Here is a 15,658-nt window from a genome sequence, read left to right on the forward strand (position 1 = left end):
CCGCAGAAAGGAGTTTTTTCAACGTTGGATAACGGCCATAGGTTGGGAGGACGGCTGAGTTGCCGCGACCGCCAAGTGACTAGATATAACGGCTCCAGCAGGTAGGTCTCGCCGGGTTGGTAACCCGGCCACACGCTTCATCCGCCTTATCCGACACTTCAGTAACCTTTCTTTTCATCGGGCTTAGCAGCCGGCCACTTTTGGTCATCACTTCGCTGCTACCCCCATGAAACGCATCCTGCTTCCGCTGTTTTTATTGCTGATTACCGCCAGCTACGTAACCGCCCAAACAGCCGCTACCACGCTGAGTGGCACTGTTCGCGACCAGAGCGGACGGGCACTGCCGGGCGTCAACGTATTTCTGAAAACAACCTTCGATGGCGCCAGCACCGACTCACTAGGGCATTTTCGCTTCAGCACGAAACAGGCCGGCACCCTTCCGCTGGTTGTTACGCTGCTCGGCTACCAACTTCAGGAGCAAGCCGTGGTGCTTGACGGTAAACCGCAGCGCTTCGCTTTCACGCTGAAGGAAGTTCGCAACCAACTCGGCGCCGTAACCATCACATCGGGCACATTCGAGGCCGGCGGCGACAAGCGCAACACCGTCTTTTCGGCCCGCGACGTGGTAACTACGGCCGGCGCCTCGGCCGATGTGGCGGGTGCGCTGAACACCATGCCTGGCACCACCCGCAACGGGGAGGAAGGTCGCTTGTTTGTGCGCGGCGGCGCGGCCGGCGAAACCCGCCAATACCTGGATGGGGTGCCCTTGCAAAGCCCCTACAATGCCAGCGTATCCGGGGTGCCGGCTAGGGGGCGTTTTTCACCCATGCTGTTCAAGGGCATGGCCTTTAGCACGGGCGGCTACTCCGCTGAGTACGGGCAGGCGCTGTCGGCAATTGTGGCGTTGCAGTCCGAAGATTTGGCCCCCGAGACGCAGACCGGTATTTCGCTGCTGTCGTTGGGGGCGCTGAGCTTGTCGCACCAGCAGCGCTACGAGCGCTCGTCGGTGGCCGTAACGGGCGACTACATGAATATGCGGCCTTATTTCGGGCTGGTGCCTCAGCGGCTGCTCACAGCATTTCAATCGTCGGGCGGCTCAATAGCATTGCGCCAGCGTACGGGTGAAGCGGGCATGGTGAAGGCTTATGGCGCGTTCAATCAGCAGCACATCGGCGTGCAACAGCCCGAAGCCGGGTGGGAGCACGGCCGGCCCGTGCATCTGGAGGCCAACAATGTGTACTTGAATACCACTTTCCGCAGCCCATTGCGGCGGGGCTGGTCGGTGCAGACGGGTGCGGCAGCTACTCGGGATGTGCAAACGGCCCGCATTGCCGTCCGCGACACGCAAACTCAGCAAGTAAGCGACCAAGCCCGGCACGAGCTAGAGCAGTCGGTAGTGGGGCGCATGGTGCTCACCAACGACTCGGCCAGCGCTTATTGGAACGTTAAGCTGGGCGTAGAGGGTCTCGCGCAAAGCAACCAACAGCGCTACGAATTTTCCCCCCAGGATACTGTGTTTCGCTTTTCGGAGCAGCGTTTGGCCACGTTTGCTGAATCCGGTATTGCCTTCACCAACAAGCTCGTGGGCCGGGTAGGTAGCCGGGCCGAGTACTCAGCAATACTGAACCGATGGAATGTCGCGCCTCGCGTGGCGCTGGCCTATCAGGTGAATGAAAAAACGCAGCTGTCGGGCGCTTGGGGCTACTTCTACCAAACTCCCGGCAGCGACATACTGCTGCGGGCCGAGAATCCACAACGGCTGCGCTTCGAGCGGGCCCAGCATTTTCAGCTCACGTATCTGCGCAGCCACAACGACCGCACGCTGCGGGTTGAAGCCTACGCCAAAACCTACGCTCACCTCGTCCGCTTCACTGAAAATGCCCCCCAAAGCCTACTCACGCCTTATGATCCAGCTTCGTACCGCAGCACGGGCCGCGGCTACGCCAACGGCGTGGATATCCTGTGGCGCGACCGCAAAACCGTCAAGAATGCTGATTACTGGGTAAGCTACGGCTTCCTGGAAACGCGCCGGCAGCAGCGCCTCGACCCGGTGCTGGCGGTGCCTACCTTCGCCGCACGGCACAACCTATCGGTGGTGGGCAAATATTGGTTCTCGAAGCTGCACACGCAGGTAGGCGCCACCTATACCTACAATAGCCCCCGCGCTTTCCACAATCCGAATGAAGCCGATGGCTACAATCAGGGCCGCTTGCCCAGCTTCCAGGATCTCAGCCTGAACGCCAGCTATGTCACTACGCTCTGGAAAAACCTGACCATCGTGCATGTGTCGTGCACCAATGTGCTGGGGCGCGAGAATGTATTTGGCTACCGCTACGCTGCTGCGCCGGACGCGAATGGCGTGTATAGCGGCACGGCCGTGCGGCCATCGGCCCCGCGCATGGTGTTCGTGGCGCTGCTCATCTCCATCAACAAAAAGCGCCCCGCCGATATCGACACGGCCCCGGAGTAAAAACTCATCCGCCGGCTTCTGCACTTCATCCTGCCCATCCGACGCTTCAGTAACACGGAATTTTTCTGCCCTGTGACTTCGCTCATCTTTGACTCAGCTCTCCACTACACAGCTTTTCTCACTTCATATTTCCTGCAACCCATGAAAACGCTCATCCTCCTGCTGGCCCTCGTCGCTGCTTCCTTCTCCGCCTCCGCCCAACAAGCTACCGCACCCGCTGGCTACTCCGAAATGATGGCGGCCACCATCACCGAATTAAACAGTACCGGCGACCCCGCTCAGCTCAAGCAAATCGTGAGCAAGTTTGAGCGGGCGGCCACCGCAGCTCCCACCGATTGGCTACCAGCCTATTATCAGGCGTACGGCCTGCTGCTCACTACTTTCCAAACTAAAGAAGACGCCGCCACCAAGGACAAATACCTCGACCAGGCCGAAGCCGCATTAACTCAAGCCCGCAAGCTGCGCGGCGACGAATCGGAGCTGCTGGTGTTGCAAGGCTACATCTACCAGGCACGGCTGGGCATTTCGCCCATGGACCGCTCAGCCAAATACTCACGCCTGGTGAGCGAAGTGTTGGGGCAGGCCAAAGGCGTAAACCCCGCCAACCCCCGCATTTATCTGGTGCTCGGCAACAACATCTACTTTACACCCAAGATGTTTGGGGGCGGGCCCGAGGCTGCCAAGCCGTTTTTTGAGGAAGGTAAAACCCGGTTTGCCGCTTATCAGCCCAGCAGTCCGCTGGCACCTAACTGGGGCGAACGGCAGCTAGCGAGCCGTTTGAAAGCATACGAGCAGTCGGCCGGCGTCCAGGCGGCTAAGTAATAACCGGCACAGGCCACGTTGCTGAGGGCAGCGCGGCCTGCCCTCGATTTCTCTCCGTAACTTCTGCCATCATGGAGCTGCTGCATCAGGCTAATATCGGCTTACACATCGTGTGCGGCACGCTGGCTATGCTGTTTGGCCTCGTGCCCATGGTGGGGCGCAAGGGCGGCGCGAGCCACCGTCGCTTTGGGCGGTGGTTTCTGGGGGCTACTGCGGGCGTGCTCGCGACGGCGGTGCTGGGGCTGGCGGTGTTCAATTTTCGCGGTTATCTAGTCGGAATCGTGCTGTTGAGCGTGTACCAGGCGTGGTCGGGGTATAGGGCGGTGCTCACGCGCACTACGGGTCCTACCCGGTTGGATGGCTGGTTGGCCACCGGGGCTTTGGTAAGTAGTGTGGTGCTGGTAGCTTGCCTCAAAGCCATTGAGCTGGTCTGGACGCCGGGCATTATCTATTCTACCCTTGGTGCTTTGGTAGTGATGACGCTCTATGATCTGGCGCGTTTTCGTTTTGTGCCGCTGTGGCGTCGCACGTTGTGGCGCTACGACCATCTGTGGAAGATGATTAGCGCCTATTTTGCCTTAGTATCGGCTTTCACGGGCACGGTGCTGCCCCAGTATAAGCCCTATAGCCAGTTTGGGCCGTCGGTGGTGGGCATAACGCTGGTAGTGGGCTTTGGGCTGTATTATGCTCTGCGTCCAACAGCCGCTCAGCCCAATTTATCAACGAATAGCCGTTCTGCCTGACCCCATGACTTCTCGCCCGTATCTTGCCGGTATTCCCACGCTCGCACCTGTCGCCCAGACTGGCTCTATGCCTGTAAACCATCCTACAATGCCCCCCAGACAAGCCACCCGGGCCTGGCTGCGCGTGCTGCTGATACTCCTGCTGCTTTCCGTCACCATCAGCTTTCTTACTTGCCTGAAGTGCCTCGACAATCCTCGGGAAATGGCGGTGAACTTCGCGTTGACTGCCATTTACACGACGGGGCTGTGGCTGGCCAACGGCTACTCCGTGGATTGGCTTGACCGATACGTGAAGTGGAAGCAGGCGCCGGCCAAGCGATTGGTCCTCACGCTGCTCGTGTCGCTGGGGGCTCTTTGGTGGTGATTATGCTCGTCCGGCTCGGATTCATTTTGTATAGAGGCAGAAATCCAGCGTTGCTGTTCTCGCCTGAATACGTGGATGGTTACTTGTTTCCGCTGGTCATCACGGCTTTGATTTCTATGTTCATGCACAGCCGGTCGTTCTTGCTGGGCTGGCGCGAGGCCGTAGTGCAAACGGAGCGTTTGCAAAAGGAAATGGCCCAGGCCGAAGCCGAAACGCTCCGTCAGCAGCTCGATCCGCACTTCATGTTCAATGCCCTGAACGCCCTTACCTCGCTGGTAGAGGAAGAGCCGCAGTTGGCCGTGCGCTTTATTCGGCAATTGTCGCAGGTGTACCGCTACGTGCTCGATGCCCGCGGCCGGGAAGTGGTGTCGCTCACCGACGAGCTAGAGTTTGCCAAAGCGTATCTGTTTTTGCAGCGCATCCGCTACGGCGAAGCCCTGCAGGCCGAGCTGCCCGACCCGAATAGTGTGTCCTCGCACCTCATGGTGCCGCCGCTGAGCTTACAATTGCTACTGGAAAACGCGCTCAAGCATAACGTTGCGCTCCAGCAGCAACCCTTGCATATCAGCTTCGAACTGAACTTGCCAGCCCGACAACTCACCGTGCGCAACACGCTGCGGCCGCGCCGCCTCAGCCCCGAAGAAACCAGCGGCTTGGGTCTGCGCAACCTGCAAGCCCGCTACGCTTTTCTAACCAATCAGCCCCTGCTTATTCAGCCCACCGCCACCGAGTTTGTCGTGACGCTGCCCTTGCTGGAACTGGGATGATCAAGGAGTAGCAACGCGACTACACGCCTCCAAATTCAGTGAAAAAAAGCCCCCCGGAGCCCCCGAAACTATCAACTAACACATGTCTACTTTACCTGCGCTTCGAGCCCTACTTATTGAAGATGAGCCCCTGGCGGCTCGGCGTCTGACGGAGCTGTTGCGGCGTCAGACGCCAGCGGTGGAGGTGATAAGCACGGCCGAATCGGTGGCGGCGGCCAAGGTGTTGCTCGATACCCTACAACCCGCGCCCGACGTGTTGTTTCTGGATATTCACCTGGCCGATGGGTTGAGCTTTGAGCTGTTCGAGCAAACTACGGTGCCCTGTCCGGTTATCTTCACCACCGCCTACGACCAGTATGCTATTCGGGCTTTCAAGGTGAATAGCGTGGATTATCTGCTCAAACCCATTGATGCCAGTGAGTTGGAAGCTGCCGTGCAGAAGCTGCGCCGTTCACGCAGTGCCGCCCAAGCGGCCACGCCCGCTACAGCTTTCGACCCGGCCTTGCTGGCGCAGGTATTACAGCAGATGCAAGTCCGGCCAGCCTATAAAGAGCAGTTTGTGGTGCGAGTGGGCGAGCACCTCAAAACTATTGCCACGGAGCAGATAGCCTACTTTTTTAGCCTCGAAAAAGCTACTCTGCTCCAAACCCGCGAGAACCGCCGGTTCGTGGTGGACTATACGCTCGAGCAGCTGGAAGGCTTGCTCGATCCGCGCCAGTTCTTCCGCCTCAACCGCACATATCTGGCGCAGGCCAGCGCCATTCAGGACATTATTCACTACACCAACTCCCGCCTCCAAACCGTGCTCCAGCATTGCCCCGAAGGGCCGGTGCTGGTAAGCCGCGAGCGAGTGCCCGCGTTCAAAGCGTGGCTGGATAGGTAGAAAATTTGCCCCCCAAACCAGGTTTAGACCACCTAAATCAGCCCTCCAGCCATTGCTTAAATACGCTGGCTTTCTCCCGGCTCACCACCACTTCATCGGTAGGATTGGGGGCCAAATCCAGCTTCAGCTTGCCATTAAAATAAGGATGTAGGCGCTGTACGGACTGCAAATGAGCGACAAACTGCCGATTCAGACGAAAAAACTGGCGTGGGTTGAGCAAGCTTTCCAGCTGCTCGAGTGTGTAGTCCACCACGAACCGGCGCCCATCTACTGCGGCCAGCGTCGTGACCTCATTGCGGCTTTGGAACCAAGCAATCTGCTCCGCCAGCAGGGGTAATAGCTGCTCGCCGCTACGCACCAGAAAGCGTGATTTGTACGGCTGGTCGGGGCGAGGGAAGCTGTCGAGCAGGCGCTCCAAGCGCTGGGCCGCGTCGGGTGGGGGCGGCGCGGCCGGCGTCCGCCAGTACTCCAGCTTGGTGAGGGCCGATTTTAGCTCCACTACCTTGATAGGCTTCAGCAAATAATCGACGCTATTCGTCTTGAACGCCCGAATTGCATAGGCATCGTAGGCCGTGGTGAAGATGACCGGGCTGCGTACCACCGCGCGCTCAAACAGCTCGAAGCTCAGCCCGTCGGCCAGGTGAATATCAGCCAGAATAAGGTCGGGGGGCAAATTTGACTGTATCCACGCTACTCCTGATGCCACGCTATCCAGCACCGCCACAACGTTGGCTTCGGGCGCCGCCTGGTGCAGCACGCGCTGAATGCGCTCGGCGGCCGGGTACTCATCTTCCAGTATTAAAACGGTCATGGAGAACGTACGGGTAACCTAAATTACATGAGAAAAATTAGCGAGATATGAAGGCCAAGCCAGGGAGAAAGTCCAAGTCCAATAAATAAAAAATAGCTGAAGCGGAATCCGAAACCAGAGGTAGCGCAAGCCCGGTCCATCGAGGGTTCCGGTTTGGTAGTTCAGGTGCCGACGAGCCGCGATGATATTGCCGGGCAAAATCAGGATGAAAAAGGCGATGAGAAGCCAAGCCGTGAGTGGGCGCAAGGCTGGAAGTAGCAAGCCCACGGCCGCCACGATTTCCAAGACCCCTGTAGCCAGCACCCACGCCTTTTTGGCTGGCAAAAAGTCCGGCAGCATCCCCATCATGCCTTTGGTAAAAGCGAAGTGCGCTGCACCCGTAAACAACAGCATGGCAGCCATAGCGCCGTTGCCGGCAAGCACAACATTAACGTAGCCTTGCCAAAAATACGTGCCCGCCGCCAACAGCCCGAATACGCCGAGCAATACAAGTAAGGGTTTCATAGCGGGAAATGAGAGAGAAAAAGAGCGGTTTTTAGCGGGGCCCCAGCAGCGGTAGTCGCACCCGAAACCATCGGTTTGCGGTGCTGATTTCAACGGGCTGAGGAGCGTGGAGCAGCTCGTAGCGGTGCTGCACATTGCGCAGGCCGGTACCAGTGCCCGGCGCCAAGCCCGCCAGGCGCGGGCGTAAGGCGTTTTCTACGGTCAAGTAGCCCGTTGCTGGGTCGGCGGTGAGGCGCAGCTCCAGCGGATTTTCGCGCGATACGACGTTGTGCTTGAGCGCATTCTCTACCAGCAGCTGCACGCTAAGCGGAGCTACATGCTGCTCCAGCGCTTCGGCCGGAATGTGCTGCTCAACTCGCAGGTTATCGCGAAAACGGACTTTTTGCAGGGCCACGTAAGTATCCACAAACGCCAGCTCCTCGGCCAGCGGCACAGTTACTTTTTCGCGGCTGAGCAGCACGTAGCGGTACACATCGGCCAGCTGCTCCACAAACTCTTGGGCCGCTGCATTGCCCGGCTCGATGAGGGCCGAAAGGGTATTAAGCGAATTGAACAGAAAGTGCGGGTCGAGCTGGTTTTGCAGAGCTTCGAGCTGGCTTTGTACGCCCGCCTGCGTGAGCTGCTCGGCCCGCCGCACGTTTTGCTCCCACTGCTGAAAAAAATGCTGGCTTTCGTACACCAGCATCACCACCGACGTGGGCACCAGATTTACCAGCACCTGCACTAGGAGGCGCTCGGTGCTCAACGCCCCGAATAGCGCGGGGGGCAAAATCATGGTCAGGCTGACGGTGATGGCAACGGTAGCCAGGCTGGAGTAAACGATGCAGGCAGTGGCCAGCCACCACAGACGCACCGCCGTTTGGCCCACCTGCGGATAGCGTCGGCACAGCCACTGCCAGATGGTGCGCGTGCCCAGCCAAATGATGAGGGTATAGAGCAGCGAAATCGCCCAGCTAACCAGAAAGGCGGGAACTGACTGAAACGCATAATTAGCCTCAGGCAGGAGCATCATCAGGCTGACAATCGGCACTCCAAACAGCAGCAACTGACGGTCTTGCATGGTAGGTAGCGTGGATTTTGGCCCCCGTGGGCTTGGCGGCAACTTACGCACTTTCCCTTAGTACGAAAGCAAGGGCAGCCCACTTAGCGCCCGCCAGTACAGCAGGGCCACGCCGCCCGCGTAGAGCGCGGCGAAGGCAAAAATGCTGGCCGTTTGGGCAACACTACGTTCGTGCAGTGCCGTGCGGCCTAGCAGCCAACCAACCAAGGGAATAACCTGTAAGGCGTGGAGGCCCAGGAAGTGCGCGGCGCGCAAATCGCCGGCGCGAGTGCTCCAGCCTAGTACGGGCAAGCCGGCGCCGCCATCGGGGGCTCCTACGGTGTGGCCATTTTGCCCAATCATGGCGCCGCCGATGGCGCTGCCCAGCAAAAACAGCAGCAGCCCCAGGCGCATGCCCCACACGTACCCCGCCGACCCAAATGGCCGGTAGCGCAGCATCAGCACCAGCGCCCACACCAGCAGCAGCGTATTGATGGCAATAAAAAGGCCCATCAGGGCAAATACCAACCCGTCGAATGCGGAGCTGTTGTTGAAGTGAGACGTAGTGCCCCGCACAGCCTGCAGGAAAATAGCCGCAATTTCGACCGTCATGCTAATGGCTACGCCCCAGCTGATAAAACGCACTGACCGCTGCGCGGGTGCGGGCAAATCGGCCAGCAGCCAGCCCAAGGTCCACAGATAAATGAGGTTGGAAAGGGAGAATTTGAGCGGCTTAAACCAGACGTTGAGGCCCGTAACCACGCGTTCATCAAAAGGAGCTAGCGCCAGGGCCGTCAGGGCCAAGCCCACACTCAGCCAGCCCGCCCACGACAGCACCGGATTGCTACGATGCAGAATAAGCAGCCACTCGCGCACTTGCTGAAGGAAAGGCAGGAGCAACGGACGGCGGGGGGCAAATTCGGCGGAATTGTCGGAAGCGAAAAGGAGCGTTTTCATACTTACGATGGATAAGATGAGGAGACAGACTGCGGAGTGGTGGCGGGGCTGGGGGGCAAATTCAGGGGGTAAAAGCGGCGTGCGGCAGCGTACAGCAGTATGCCTACCGGCCCAAGCAAAAAGGTAAATAGCAGGCACGGAATCAGCAGCAGGTGCGGCACTCCGCGGCGGTGCGCATCGCGCGCTTCCCAGGCGCCAATGGCCAAATCGAAGCAGAGATAATGCACCCAACCGGCCAGCAGCGCCCACGGATCCTGGAATAGTAGTGCCACATCAGCCAGCGAAGAAAAGCCCCCCACACTGCCCTCCGGCCCGGCATAGTGCACCCCAATTACCACGGCATATACCACGGCCAGAGCCAGGGGCAGAATTCCGCTAAGCACCAGCCGGCGCGTGACTGTCCAGCGGGGCGCAATCAGCAGCAACACCCACCCGAGCATGGCAACCGGGTTGGCAACAGAAAACAACGTGGCGGGCGTAAGCATAGCGGGGGGCTTTTTTGCTCTAAAGTACCCGCCGTTCTTGCCTATGAAAACCCGAAAACAGGTGAAGCCACTCCCGCGACCGGTGAACCGCCGATAGCAAGACGTGAAACGTCATGGCGGCCTTGTTGCATGAGAGCCTATAAGGGCGCAATGCCGCCTCCCACCGCTACCAAACCCGAAATGCTCAGTAGTTAGTGTGGGAAATAAACGCGGAACGTGGAGCCCACGCCAGCTTCTGTTTCCACCTCAATTTTGCCCCCCGCATTTTCCACCATCTTCTTGACCATGTATAGCCCAATGCCGGAGCCTTCCACATGGTCGTGGAAGCGCTTGAACATGGTAAAGAGCTGGTCGAGGCGCCCGCTTTCTATGCCCAGACCATTGTCCGTGACGGAAAGCACGTCGTATTCCGGCGTGACGCTGCACTGCAATTGCACCCGCAGCGCTCGGTCTGGGGAGCGGTACTTCAGGGCATTACTCAGTAAGTTGAACACCACCGAGCGCAGATTTTTGGCCGAAAAGCGAATGACCGGGCAGGCCGTTACCTCTACTTCTACGTGAGCATCCGCCAACGCCCGCTGCGCCTCCAAATCCAGCAGCACATGCTCAATTACTTCCGCTAGCTGTATCTGAACCGTTTCTTCTTTGTTCTCCTTCTGGAGCTTCACAATGTCGGTGAGGTTGGCAATGGTCTTGGTGAAGCGCTCCACCGATTCCTGCATCATGCCCAGCAACTGCTGCACCTGCTCCGACTGCATGCTCTCCGTGGAAGGCGTGCGCAGTAGGGCGTGCAGGAGACCCTCTATATTGGAAATAGGCGCTTTCAAGTCGTGCGAGGCCGTGTACACGAAGTTGTCCAAGTCGTTGTTGATGCGCACCAACTGCTCGTTGGCCTTCTTTAGCTCAGTAATATCAATGGCCGAGCCCACGTAGCCGTATATCTCGCCGTTGGGATAATAGCTGGGGGCGCCCTGCGCCAGCAGCCAGCGGTACTCGCCGTCTTGGCGTCGCATGCGGTGCTCCATGCTATAGATCGTCCGGCTGCGTATGGCTTCCGTCAACGTTTTCTGAGCAAATTCCAGCTCCTCCTCCGGCAGGTAAGCCGACCAGCCAGTGGTGGCGTATTCTTCCATACTCACGCCCACAAACTCCACGAACGCTTTATTCACGTATCGAATCGTAGAATCGGGGTGAACGGCCCACACCAGATTGGGAGTAGCATCGGCCATAATGCGAAACCGCTCCTCGCTTTCCCGCAGGGCTTCTGTAAACTTTTTTTGCTGGGTTATATCCCGGGGGATGGCAAACAAATGAGGTTTTCCGCCTAGCAGAAGCCCGGCCAGGCTCACCTCTACCGGAAAGAGCTGCCCATTCTTGCGCTTATGCATCGTTTCCACCTTCGGGATGGTTTCCCGCTGGGCCAAGGCAAACAGTTGGGCAAATCCTTCCTGGTCATGAATGGCATCCACATCGGGCACGCGCAGATTCTGGGCTTCTTCCTCCGTATAGCCCAAGGCCTCCAGCGCTTTGTGGTTGAGGTAGGCAAATGAGCCATCCTCGCGCATCAGAATAAAAGGGTCGCGGGCCTGATCGGCCATAAACTTGAAGCGCTTGAGCTCTTCGCTGTGCTCCTCCACTTCCTGGCGAGCCCGCACCTGCTCCGTTACATCGATGGCTAAGTGAATGACCCCAGTTACCAGCCCAGCTTCAATCAGTGGGGTATACGATACGTTGTAGTAGCGCTGCTCCAACTCACCGTTGTCACTCAGCATCTTAATCGGTACTTCATTGCCGCGGAAAGCCTGACCGGTTTCGGTTACCGCTTTGGCCATCTCCAAAATGACTTGTGATCCGACATGGGGCAGCACCTCCACCATCATTTTGCCCAGCACTTCCGCCGCCGTTGCCTTGCCTAGCATTCGCAGCATGGGCGTATTAATGCTCTCGATAACCACATCGAGGCCGCGCGTAAGCGTGATGGCCACCGGAGCCTGCTCCACCACGTTGCGGAAGCGTGATTCGTTTTCTTGGGCCCGTTGCTGGGTCCGCACCTGCGCGGTGATATCCTCGGTTGTGTGAATCAGGTACTGCACCTCGCCCGCCGAGTTCAACACGGGCTTGGTGTGGGCCGACCAGTACCGCGCCTCAACTGCGCCCTCGGCATCGGACTCATCGTAGCAGATTAAAGTCAGCCGCTCTGGCTGCTTCGTGCGCAAGGAATTTTGTAGTGAGGCCCGCAGGGTGGAGGGGCCATCGGCCGTCACTGCCGCAGAGTATTCCGGAAATACGTCGAATACACTGTTGCCTACCACATCGGCCCTGTTCTGAGCGCTGAGGCGCAGCAGCTCATCACTGATAGCCAGAATCGTGAACTGGGGGGCATTTGGCTCCAATAGCAGGGTGTTGCCCGGCAGCGCCTCGAAAGCCATTTGAAAATTCACGGTCTTGTCTATCACTCGCTAGCCGCTTTTCCGTTAGGGATAGGCTTATCAAAGGTAAAACTATATCCAAGCAACTGAACCAGCCGACGTGAATGTATATAACGGCATCTATATTTTTTCATTATACGTTGATAATAAAGCGATTAAACCCTATACATGACTTGCAGACTAAAGTAGCTAGGCACCCTGATTGTTAGTTGCGCGTATGGGCAGAGGTACGGCCGTACCCGATAGTCGCGTACTTTTCGCCTGTGAATAAGGTCAGTCTACTTCTACTGGTGCTGGTGTTGCTGCTGGGGGCGCAGGCCCCGTCGTGCGGAGCGGGGATATCCGCTGTGGCCGATAGCTCCTTTGTGCGCCAGCGCCACCGCCGGCCCGTATTTCAGTTCGACCAGCGGTTTTCGCTGCTCAATGGGAAAGTAGTTGGTATCAATGGCCTGAAAGGCGGCATCGAGTTCAATGGGCGCCTGCGAGCTGGCTTAGGCGTGTACCTGCTCAGCGGCGGCGTGCCCACCGATGCGCCCCTGCCGCCAGATTTGCCCCCCAATACCCGCGATGAGCTGCGCTTTCGCTACCTAGTAGGCTACGGCGAGTACGTGCTCGTCGGCAACCCACGCTGGGAAGTGAGCACGCCCGTGCAGATAGGCGTCGGTAGCTTTTACTCTCGTTACCGGCTTCCCGATGGTAAAGTGCGCCGCTCCGCCAAAGACCAGATTTATATTCTGGAACCTTCCATCGCCAGCCATTATCGGGTGTTTCAGTGGCTGGGCTTGGGGGCGGGGGCGGGGTACCGTCAGATGCTGTTTATCAATGATAAGCTGGAAGATGAGTTGAGCGGCGTCATCTTCTACGGCCGCGTTAAGCTGTTTCTGGGCGACTTATACAAGATAACGCGCGGCCGCCAGAAGCTGTTTTCGCAGGATGGCCTACGCGCAAGGGATTGGCAGAAGTAGAGGCTGCACCTTGCTATAAATCGACTTGCTCATCCCAATTATGAGGAGAATTGGTCGAATTGTAGGGGGCAACAGTAGTGCGCCTTTTAAGCTGGCTACATGCTGGCCAAAATGAATGAAAGCGTTATCGTAGTGCTGCGGCATCCGCTGAGCACCGCGCCGGCAATACGCTTGAACTGGTCTTATGCGTACAATTGCACAGTGGCGCACCGAATGCTTTTACTTTGCCCCGCTATTCCGGCTCCGCTGTGCGCCCTCGCCCCATGACTAATGCGACCCGTCAAATACAATACTTCTTACTCAGTCAGGATTTCTCAGATGGCGTGCGCATCACCCTGGCGGTACTGCTGCCGCCGTTGCTGCTAGGGCAAATTGGACAACTTGACACGGGTATTTCCCTTTCCATCGGGGCGCTGTGTATTAGCCTGATCGACTCGCCGGGACCGGTAAAGCACAAGCGCAACGGCATGCTCTACGGCAACCTGGCCATATTCCTGGTAGCGATGCTTACCGGTTTTGCCCGACTCAGCCCCTGGACGATGGGGTTGGAAGTGCTGGTGCTCAGCTTTCTATTTACCATGTTCAACGTCTATGGCAACCGGGCGGCGGCGCTGGGCTCGGCGGCGCTGCTGATCATGATTCTGAACATGGATCGGCCGCTTACGCCGCCGCAAGTGCTCACGCACAGTCTGCTGACCCTACTGGGGGCATTTGGTATATGGCGCTGGGACTGCTGATTTTTCGCGTGTGGCCCTACCGACCGGCCCAGCTGGCCATCGGCGAATGTGTACACGCTATTGCTCAGTTTCTCCGAATAAAGGCAAGCTTTTACCACGCCCACACCGACCTGAACAGGAGTTACCGCCAGTTGGTGGCCCAACAGGTAGTGGTGAATGAAAAGCAGGAGGCCGTGCGCGAGCTCCTGTTCAAAACCCGGCAGATCGTGCGCGAATCCACGCCCGAGAGCCGCCGGCTTCTGCTCACCTTTGTGGACGTGGTTGATTTGTACGAGCACATCACCGCCACTTACTACGACTACGCGGCCTTGCGGGCGCAATTTCAGAATACGGGCGTGCTGACGGAGGTAGGCCGACTGATAGAGCAGCTGGCTGAGGAAATGGACACAATTAGCCTAGCGATGCAGGCCAACCGCGGGTTTCATGCGGCCCCCAACTACAGCCAGCAGCTGGAGCACTTGCAGGCTCATATTGAGGCCGTAGGCAGGCAACACCCAGAGGTGCGTACGCTGGTTTTGAAGAAACTGCTCATTAGTCTGCGAAACCTCGTTCAGCGCCTGGAAGACGTGATAGGCTATTTCAATACCCAGGCTCACAAGCCCACTCGCCGCACGGCGGAGGTGGAGTACGGCCGCTTTGTATCGCATCAGGACTACGGCATAGGCGTTTTGCGCAGCAACCTGACGTTTAAGTCGGCCATTTTTCGCCACGCGGTGCGCGTACTGCTGGCCAGCGGAGTGGCGTTTCTTATCGCGAAGCTGGTGTTTGCCGGCAGCCATAGCTACTGGATCGTGATGACGACGATCTATATGCTCAAGCCAGCCTTTAGCCTGACCAAGCAGCGTAACTACCAGCGCATCATCGGGACGCTGCTGGGGGCTTTTTGGGGGTGCTGCTGCTGGTGGGCATCACCAGTCAGACTTTGCAATTCGTCTTTCTACTGCTGCTGATGGTGCTGGCTTTCAGCTTTCAACGCCGTCATTACCTCACCTACGTCACATTCATCACGTCCTTCGTGGTTGTCATGCTCAGCTTTCTGGGCGGAAGCTACCTGGCCGTGGCCCAGGAGCGGGTGCTGGATACGGTGGTCGGTTGCTTTATCGCCCTGACGGCGGGCTACCTGCTGTTTCCCAACTGGGAGTCGGAGCAGCTGCGCGATTACATGGCCCGGGTGCTGTCGGCCAACCGTCGCTATTTGCAACAGTTAGCCGAAAGCATAGCCGGCCATCCTCCCGATTTTATCCACTACCGACTGGCGCGCAAAGACGTGTATGTGAGTTCAGCCAACCTGGCAGCGGCTTTTCAGCGCATGCTGTCCGAGCCCAAAAGCAAGCAGCAGCGTAGTGAGGATGTCCATCAGTTTGTGGTGCTCAACCATATTCTGTCTTCCAACATCGCCACGCTGAGTGCCGCCCTGCGGGCTCAGCCTTCCAGGGCGCTTTCCGCAGAAGGGCAGCGGGCCCTGCGCCGGGCCTTATCTGCCCTGACTACCAGCCTGCAAAAGCTGACCCCCACCGCGCCGCCCGAACCGGTGCCCGCGCTACCTGCAGCCCCAGCGGCGCAAGCAGAAAAGCCCCCACCGCCGACGATCGGCAGGTGCTGGAGCAACTGGAGTTTATTCAGAAAGTAAGCGGCGACATCAGTCGGGTGACGGAGGCAGTACTGGCGTAGCCGGTCACTCT

Annotated in this window: 13 protein-coding genes and 1 pseudogene; 8 read left to right on the forward strand and 6 right to left on the reverse strand. The window is 58.3% G+C overall.

The window, feature by feature from the left end; all coding sequences use genetic code 11:
- The first annotated feature begins 226 nt into the window (after nucleotides 1-226).
- The 6 genes from EPD59_RS06790 to EPD59_RS06815 all read left to right on the forward strand — a co-directional run bounded on the left by EPD59_RS06790 (nucleotide 227) and on the right by EPD59_RS06815 (nucleotide 6,049).
- A complete protein-coding gene (locus EPD59_RS06790) occupies nucleotides 227-2,470 on the forward strand; it encodes a TonB-dependent receptor (RefSeq protein ID WP_133272120.1) in 2,244 nt (747 codons plus the stop codon).
- A gap of 141 nt (nucleotides 2,471-2,611) precedes the next feature.
- Nucleotides 2,612-3,292 carry a hypothetical protein gene (locus EPD59_RS06795; RefSeq protein WP_133272121.1) on the forward strand — a complete coding sequence of 227 codons (681 nt, stop codon included), beginning with the start codon at nucleotides 2,612-2,614 and terminating at the stop codon, nucleotides 3,290-3,292.
- A gap of 71 nt (nucleotides 3,293-3,363) precedes the next feature.
- Nucleotides 3,364-4,035 carry a DUF2306 domain-containing protein gene (locus tag EPD59_RS06800; RefSeq protein ID WP_133272122.1) on the forward strand — a complete coding sequence of 224 codons (672 nt, stop codon included), beginning with the start codon at nucleotides 3,364-3,366 and terminating at the stop codon, nucleotides 4,033-4,035.
- Nucleotides 4,036-4,039: 4 nt separating this feature from the next.
- Nucleotides 4,040-4,399 (forward strand): hypothetical protein, encoded by a 360-nt coding sequence (locus tag EPD59_RS06805; protein ID WP_133272123.1) that lies wholly within the window; start codon nucleotides 4,040-4,042, stop codon nucleotides 4,397-4,399.
- A gap of 2 nt (nucleotides 4,400-4,401) precedes the next feature.
- Nucleotides 4,402-5,166 carry a sensor histidine kinase gene (locus EPD59_RS06810; protein ID WP_133272124.1) on the forward strand — a complete coding sequence of 255 codons (765 nt, stop codon included), beginning with the start codon at nucleotides 4,402-4,404 and terminating at the stop codon, nucleotides 5,164-5,166.
- Between the two features lie 82 nt (nucleotides 5,167-5,248).
- On the forward strand, nucleotides 5,249-6,049 hold the full coding sequence (locus EPD59_RS06815; protein WP_133272125.1) for a LytR/AlgR family response regulator transcription factor: 801 nt from the start codon (nucleotides 5,249-5,251) through the stop codon (nucleotides 6,047-6,049).
- Between the two features lie 37 nt (nucleotides 6,050-6,086).
- On the opposite strand, the gene EPD59_RS06820 is transcribed toward EPD59_RS06815, so the two are convergent.
- The 6 genes from EPD59_RS06820 to EPD59_RS06845 all read right to left on the reverse strand — a co-directional run bounded on the left by EPD59_RS06820 (nucleotide 6,087) and on the right by EPD59_RS06845 (nucleotide 12,301).
- Nucleotides 6,087-6,860, reverse strand: a complete 774-nt coding sequence (locus tag EPD59_RS06820; RefSeq protein WP_133272126.1) for a LytR/AlgR family response regulator transcription factor — start codon at nucleotides 6,858-6,860, stop codon at nucleotides 6,087-6,089.
- Between the two features lie 18 nt (nucleotides 6,861-6,878).
- Nucleotides 6,879-7,364, reverse strand: coding sequence for a DoxX family protein (locus EPD59_RS06825; protein WP_133272127.1), 486 nt, complete (start codon nucleotides 7,362-7,364; stop codon nucleotides 6,879-6,881).
- A 31-nt stretch (nucleotides 7,365-7,395) separates the two neighbouring features.
- A complete protein-coding gene (locus EPD59_RS06830; protein ID WP_133272128.1) occupies nucleotides 7,396-8,424 on the reverse strand; it encodes a sensor histidine kinase in 1,029 nt (342 codons plus the stop codon).
- Between the two features lie 57 nt (nucleotides 8,425-8,481).
- On the reverse strand, nucleotides 8,482-9,360 hold the full coding sequence (locus EPD59_RS06835; RefSeq protein WP_133272129.1) for a hypothetical protein: 879 nt from the start codon (nucleotides 9,358-9,360) through the stop codon (nucleotides 8,482-8,484).
- Between the two features lie 2 nt (nucleotides 9,361-9,362).
- A complete protein-coding gene (locus EPD59_RS06840) occupies nucleotides 9,363-9,845 on the reverse strand; it encodes an ABA4-like family protein (RefSeq protein ID WP_133272130.1) in 483 nt (160 codons plus the stop codon).
- 191 nt (nucleotides 9,846-10,036) lie between these two features.
- The gene (locus EPD59_RS06845; RefSeq protein WP_133272131.1) at nucleotides 10,037-12,301 is read right to left on the reverse strand and encodes a PAS domain-containing sensor histidine kinase; all 2,265 of its coding nucleotides are present in this window, start codon (nucleotides 12,299-12,301) and stop codon (nucleotides 10,037-10,039) included.
- A 236-nt stretch (nucleotides 12,302-12,537) separates the two neighbouring features.
- Between EPD59_RS06845 and EPD59_RS06850 the strand changes: the two genes are divergently transcribed.
- Nucleotides 12,538-13,239: a hypothetical protein gene (locus tag EPD59_RS06850; RefSeq protein WP_133272132.1), complete on the forward strand. Its 702-nt coding sequence runs from the start codon at nucleotides 12,538-12,540 to the stop codon at nucleotides 13,237-13,239.
- Between the two features lie 503 nt (nucleotides 13,240-13,742).
- Nucleotides 13,743-15,606 (forward strand): annotated as a pseudogene (locus EPD59_RS06860) (FUSC family membrane protein).
- The last annotated feature ends 52 nt before the right edge of the window (nucleotides 15,607-15,658 follow it).

The organism is Hymenobacter radiodurans (assembly GCF_004355185.1).
GTDB lineage: Bacteria > Bacteroidota > Bacteroidia > Cytophagales > Hymenobacteraceae > Hymenobacter > Hymenobacter radiodurans.

Bases quoted from the DNA above. Each gene is read 5' to 3' on its own strand.
- EPD59_RS06820 (WP_133272126.1), bottom strand. From the start codon at position 6,860: ATGACCGTTTTAATACTGGAAGATGAGTACCCGGCCGCCGAGCGCATT.
- EPD59_RS06815 (WP_133272125.1), top strand. From the start codon at position 5,249: ATGTCTACTTTACCTGCGCTTCGAGCCCTACTTATTGAAGATGAGCCC.
- EPD59_RS06825 (WP_133272127.1), bottom strand. From the start codon at position 7,364: ATGAAACCCTTACTTGTATTGCTCGGCGTATTCGGGCTGTTGGCGGCG.
- EPD59_RS06830 (WP_133272128.1), bottom strand. From the start codon at position 8,424: ATGCAAGACCGTCAGTTGCTGCTGTTTGGAGTGCCGATTGTCAGCCTG.
- EPD59_RS06795 (WP_133272121.1), top strand. From the start codon at position 2,612: ATGAAAACGCTCATCCTCCTGCTGGCCCTCGTCGCTGCTTCCTTCTCC.
- EPD59_RS06790 (WP_133272120.1), top strand. From the start codon at position 227: ATGAAACGCATCCTGCTTCCGCTGTTTTTATTGCTGATTACCGCCAGC.
- EPD59_RS06810 (WP_133272124.1), top strand. From the start codon at position 4,402: ATGCTCGTCCGGCTCGGATTCATTTTGTATAGAGGCAGAAATCCAGCG.
- EPD59_RS06805 (WP_133272123.1), top strand. From the start codon at position 4,040: ATGACTTCTCGCCCGTATCTTGCCGGTATTCCCACGCTCGCACCTGTC.
- EPD59_RS06835 (WP_133272129.1), bottom strand. From the start codon at position 9,360: ATGAAAACGCTCCTTTTCGCTTCCGACAATTCCGCCGAATTTGCCCCC.
- EPD59_RS06800 (WP_133272122.1), top strand. From the start codon at position 3,364: ATGGAGCTGCTGCATCAGGCTAATATCGGCTTACACATCGTGTGCGGC.
- EPD59_RS06840 (WP_133272130.1), bottom strand. From the start codon at position 9,845: ATGCTTACGCCCGCCACGTTGTTTTCTGTTGCCAACCCGGTTGCCATG.